Origin of the sequence: Streptomyces europaeiscabiei (assembly GCF_001550375.1) — a bacterium.
GTDB classification, from domain to species: Bacteria; Actinomycetota; Actinomycetes; order Streptomycetales; family Streptomycetaceae; genus Streptomyces; species Streptomyces europaeiscabiei.
This window is the reverse complement of record NZ_LRTR01000329.1, coordinates 1-4776: the sequence shown is the minus strand read 5'-3', so window position 1 is coordinate 4776 and position 4776 is coordinate 1. Positions and strand designations below refer to the sequence as shown.

The window sequence follows — 4776 nt, the reverse complement described above, 5'->3', positions numbered from 1 at the left end:
CATGGCAGCCGCGACGGGGAACTGGGCCGAGGCAGCGGGCGGGGCCTGGGCGGCAGGGGTCGACAGTGGCGCCGGGGCGCCGACCGGCGCCGAGGCAGGGGTGCCGGGGGCCGGATGGTCGTCGTCCCGTCGGATCGTGCTGACCTCGGTGGCCCTCGGAGTGGCACTGGCTCCGCTGCTGGCGTTCCTCGTGTTCTCGGGCTCGGTCGGCTCGTCGTCCGACGACGGGGCGGGTTCCGTCGGCACGCCCGCGGCACCGCCGTCTGGCGCTGTGACCCCGACGGTCCCGGCGAGCCCGACACCGTCCCCGACCCCTTCGCAGACCGAGAGCCCTTCGAAGCCCCCGGAGAAGGAGAAGCCGACGAAGAGCCCGAGTCCGAGTCCGTCGAAGTCGGGTCTTCCGACGCCCTCGCTGCCGTACGGGCCACCGTTGAACGGTGCCTACACCCAGGTGGTGAACATCGCCTCGGGACTGTGCCTGGACATCCGGGGCGAGCTGGCGAAGGGCACCGACGTCGTCACGGCCACCTGCACCTCGCGCGCCACCCAGCGCTGGCGCCTCGACTCCCGGCGGAACGCCCTCCAGTCGTTCGCCGACCCCGACCTGTGCCTCGACAGCCGTGGGGCGACCGACGACGGTGTGGGCGTCTGGGAGTGCGACTCGCTCGACGGGGACAACGGCGACAACCTCAGGTTCGAGGTCGACTCCCGGGGAGTGATCCGCCCGGCGATCGCGCCGGGGCACGCCGTGACCCCGGACGCGCTCGGCTCCGTCGCCCTCGCCGAGGTGTCGGGGCGCGACGGCCAGCGGTGGCGGGCGGGGGCCGGGCCCGCCCACACCTGAGGCCGCCCACACGCCCTGGCGCAGCCGGTCAGACCACGCGTACGCCCCTGCGCCACACGCCCGTGACCAGCGGAACTCCCGGCCGGTAGGCGAGGTGGACGTGGCTGGGCGCGTCCAGCAGCGCGAGATCGGCGTACGCGCCCGGCGTGAGCCGGCCCACGTCGTCGCGGCGAAGCGCCCGCGCGCCCCCCGCCGTGGCCGACCAGACCGCCTCGTCCGGCGTCATCCCCATGTCCCGCACCGCGAGCGCGACACAGAAGGGGACGGACGAGGTGAAGGACGACCCCGGGTTGCAGTCCGTGGAGAGGGCCACCGTGACGCCCGCGTCGAGGAGGCGGCGGGCGTCCGGCCACTCGGCGCGGGTGGAGAACTCGGCGCCGGGGAGCAGGGTGGCGACCGTCCGGCTGTTCGCGAGGGCGTCCACGTCGGCGTCGGTGAGGTGGGTGCAGTGGTCCGCGCTCGCCGCGTCCAGTTCCACGGCGAGCCGGACGCCCGGACCGTAGGAGAGCTGGTTGGCGTGGATGCGCGGGTGCAGGCCCTTGGCCCTGCCCGCCGTGAGGATCGCGCGTGCCTGGTCGCCGTCGAAGGCGCCCTTCTCGCAGAAGACGTCGATCCAACGGGCGTACGGGGCACAGGCGTCGAGCATCTCGCCGGTGACGAGGGCGACGTAGGCGGCGGGGTCCTCGGCGTGGTCCGGGGAGACGATGTGGGCGCCGAGGTAGGTGACCTCGTCGGTGTGGGCGGCCGCGATGCGCAGGGCCCGGGCCTCGTCCGCGACGGTCAGGCCGTAGCCGGACTTCGTCTCGAAGGTGGTCGTGCCCTGGCGGAGGGCCTCGCGGAGGTAACGGGTGAGGTTGGCCTCCAGTTCCTCGTCGGTGGCGGCGCGGGTGGCGGCGACGGTCGTACGGATGCCGCCCGCGCTGTAGGCCCGGCCGGACATGCGGGCGTTGAACTCGGCGGTCCGGTCGCCCGCGAAGACGAGGTGGGAGTGGGAGTCCACGAAGCCCGGGATCACCGCCCGCCCACCGGCGTCGACGCGATTGTCAGTGGCGGGTGCTTTGCTCTGATCACCGGTCCACGCGATGCGGTCACCGTCGATGACGACGGCCGCGTCCTGGATCAGTCCGAGGGGGGATCTGTCGCCGAGGGAGGGGTCGTTGGTGACCAGGGCAGCGATGTTGGTGATGAGCGTGCTCGCGGTGCTCGCTGAATTGGCGGGGCTGACGGTCGTCGGGCTGCTCATGGCGTCCTTGGTGGCCTGGTCTGCGGTGGGGTCGGGTTCGGGGGCCAAGGCCGGCCCGGGCCGGCGGGCGGGGGTCATCCGCGCAGTGCTTCGACGGCGTCCGCGAGGGCTTTCGGCACATCCGGTACGAGCGCGTGCGCCCCGTCCCGTACGACGTGCCGACCTCCCACCACCGTGTGCGACACGTCTGCTGCCGACGCGGCGAATACAGCCGTCTCCGCGCCGAGCCGTGGAAGCGGCCCTGCGGTCCTGACCGAGTCGAGCGCGATCGTCGTGAAGTCGGCGAGCGCGCCCGTCTCCAGGGCACCGGCGTCGTCCCAGCCGATCGCCGCGTGGCCGTCGGCCGAGGCCGCCCGCAGGAGGGCCGCCGCCGTCCAGTGACCGCGCGTACGGGTGCGCAGGCGCTCGTTCAGTTCCATCGCGCGCGCTTCTTCGAGCAGGTCGACGACGGCGTGGCTGTCGGAGCCGAGGGAGAGCGGGGAGCCCGCCCGTTGCAGGGCGACGGCCGGTCCGATGCCGTCCGCGAGGTCCCGTTCGGTCGTGGGGCACATGCAGGTGCCGGTGCCGCTGTCGCCGATGAGGGCGATGTCCTCGTCGGTGAGGTGGGTGTTGTGGACGCCGGTCGTGCGGGGGCCCAGGACACCGTGGTCGGCGAGGAGTTGGGCGGGGGTGCGGCCGTGTGCCTCGTGGCAGGCGTCGTTCTCCGCCGTCTGCTCCGACAGGTGCACATGCAGCGGGGCCCGCCGCTCCTCGGCCCACCGCGCCACCGTCGCCAACTGCCCGGCCGGCACGGCCCGTACGGAGTGGACGGCCGCACCGATCCGCGCGTGATCCCGGTCCTTGAGAACTGAACAGCGTTCCGCCCAGGCCTGGGCCGTGCCGTCGGAGAAGCGCAACTGGTGGTGGTCGGGTGCCTTTCCGAAGCCGGCGGACAGGTAGGCCGTGTCGAGGAGGGTGATCCGGATGCCCGCCTCGGCGGCGGCCTCGATGAGGGCCTCGCCCATGGCGTTCGGGTCGGCGTACGGGGTGCCGCCGGGGGCGTGGTGCACGTAGTGGAACTCGCCCACCGCCGTGATGCCGGCCAGCGCCATCTCCGCGTACACGGCCCGCGCGAGGGCGTGGTAGGTGTCCGGGGTCAGCCGGTCCGCCACCCGGTACATGACCTCGCGCCAGGTCCAGAAGGTGCCCGAGCCGACCTGGACGGTGCCGCGCAGGGCGCGGTGGAAGGCGTGGCTGTGGGCGTTGGCGAGGCCGGGCAGGGTGAGGCCGCGCAGGACGACCGCGCCCGGGGTCGGGGTGGGCGTCTCGACGCGGACGGCGGTGATGCGGCCGGCCCGGGGGGTGCCCTCCGCGGCCACGGTCAGGGTCACGCCCGGCTCGACATGGGTGCCGAGCCAGGCGTGTTCGAGCCAGTAGGTCGTCTCCGTCACCTGCGGGCCAGCCCTTCCAGTACGTCGGCGAGCGCGGTCACCCCGGCCAGGCAGTCGTCCTCGGCGGCGTGCTCGGCCGGGGAGTGCGAGACGCCTGTCGGGTTGCGCACGAACAGCATGGCGGTCGGGACGGTCCCGGAGAGGATCCCGGCGTCGTGTCCGGCGCCGGTCCCGAGCACCGGCACCTTCAGACCGGCCGTGTCCCGACCCAGGATGCGGGCGATCTCGTCCCGCAGCGCGTGCTCGAACTCGACGACGGGGGTGAAGGACTCCCGGACGACGTCCAGCTCGATCCCGTGCTCCTGGGCGTAGTCGCGGGCCGCCTCCTCGATCGCGCCGACGACCGTGTCCAGCGTCGCCTGGTCCTCGGCGCGGGAGTCGAGCCAGCCGCGCACGAGGGAGGGGATGGCGTTGACGCCGTTCGGCTCGACGGAGATCTTGCCGAAGGTGGCCACCGCCCCGGCGAGCCGCGCCTCGCGCCGGGCCGCGAGCACGGTCTCCGCGTAGGACAGCATGGGGTCACGGCGGTCGACGAGCCGAGTCGTCCCGGCGTGGTTCGCCTCGCCCCGGAAGTCGAACCGCCACCGTCCGTGCGGCCAGATGGCACTGGCGATCCCGACGGCGTCCCCGGACAGGTCCAGGGCCCGCCCCTGCTCGACATGCAGTTCGACGAACGCCCCGATCCGCGCGAGCCGCTCCGGGTCGGGGCCGATGCCCTCCGGGTCGTACCCGGCGGCCTCCATCGCCCGCGGCAACGTGACGCCGTCCCCGTCGGTCAGCCGTCCCGCCTGCTCGACGGTCAGCTGCCCGGCGGCCAGCCGTGATCCCACGCAGGCCAGCCCGAACCGCGCGCCTTCCTCGTCACCGAAGTTGACGATGGCGAGAGGTTTGTCGAACCGGGCACCCCGGGCTCGGAGTTCGTCGAGCGCGGCGAAGGAGGACACGACACCGAGGGGCCCGTCGAAGGCCCCGCCGTCGGGCACGGAGTCGAGATGCGACCCGGTGACCACGGCGTCCCCGGCTGCGGGGTCCCCGAGCCAGGCCCACTGGTTCCCGTTCCGGTCGACCTCGTGGGTCAGCCCCCGGTCCCGGGCCTGCTCCTCGAACCAGGCCCGGCAGTCCGCGTCGGCGGCTGTCCAGGCGAACCGACGGTATCCACCGGAGTCCGGGTGACGGCCGATGGGCTTGAGGTCGCGCCACATCTCGTGGAAGGAGGCCCCACCGGCGGCGGGCCGCGGGCCGTCGGCCCGGCCGGCCCC

4 protein-coding genes are annotated in these 4776 nt (G+C 74.0%); 1 reads left to right on the top strand and 3 read right to left on the bottom strand.

Translation table 11 applies throughout. The features are described from left to right. Window positions 1-844, top strand: an 844-nt coding sequence (locus tag AWZ10_RS16045) for an RICIN domain-containing protein (protein ID WP_167365954.1), incomplete at its 5' end; no start/stop codon positions are given. A 28-nt stretch (window positions 845-872) separates the two neighbouring features. Here the strand turns inward: AWZ10_RS16045 and hutI are convergent. The 3 genes from hutI to AWZ10_RS16030 all read right to left on the bottom strand — a co-directional run. Beyond that, window positions 873-2165 carry an imidazolonepropionase gene (gene hutI / locus AWZ10_RS16040; protein WP_060891395.1) on the bottom strand — a complete coding sequence of 431 codons (1293 nt, stop codon included), beginning with the start codon at window positions 2163-2165 and terminating at the stop codon, window positions 873-875. Further along, a complete protein-coding gene (locus tag AWZ10_RS16035; protein WP_046706230.1) occupies window positions 2162-3517 on the bottom strand; it encodes a formimidoylglutamate deiminase in 1356 nt (451 codons plus the stop codon). Before AWZ10_RS16035 ends, hutI begins: the two co-directional genes overlap by 4 nt. After that, window positions 3514-4776 (bottom strand): allantoate amidohydrolase (locus tag AWZ10_RS16030; protein WP_060891394.1); only part of this gene is annotated, 1263 nt, incomplete at its 5' end. The genes AWZ10_RS16030 and AWZ10_RS16035, both read right to left, overlap by 4 nt.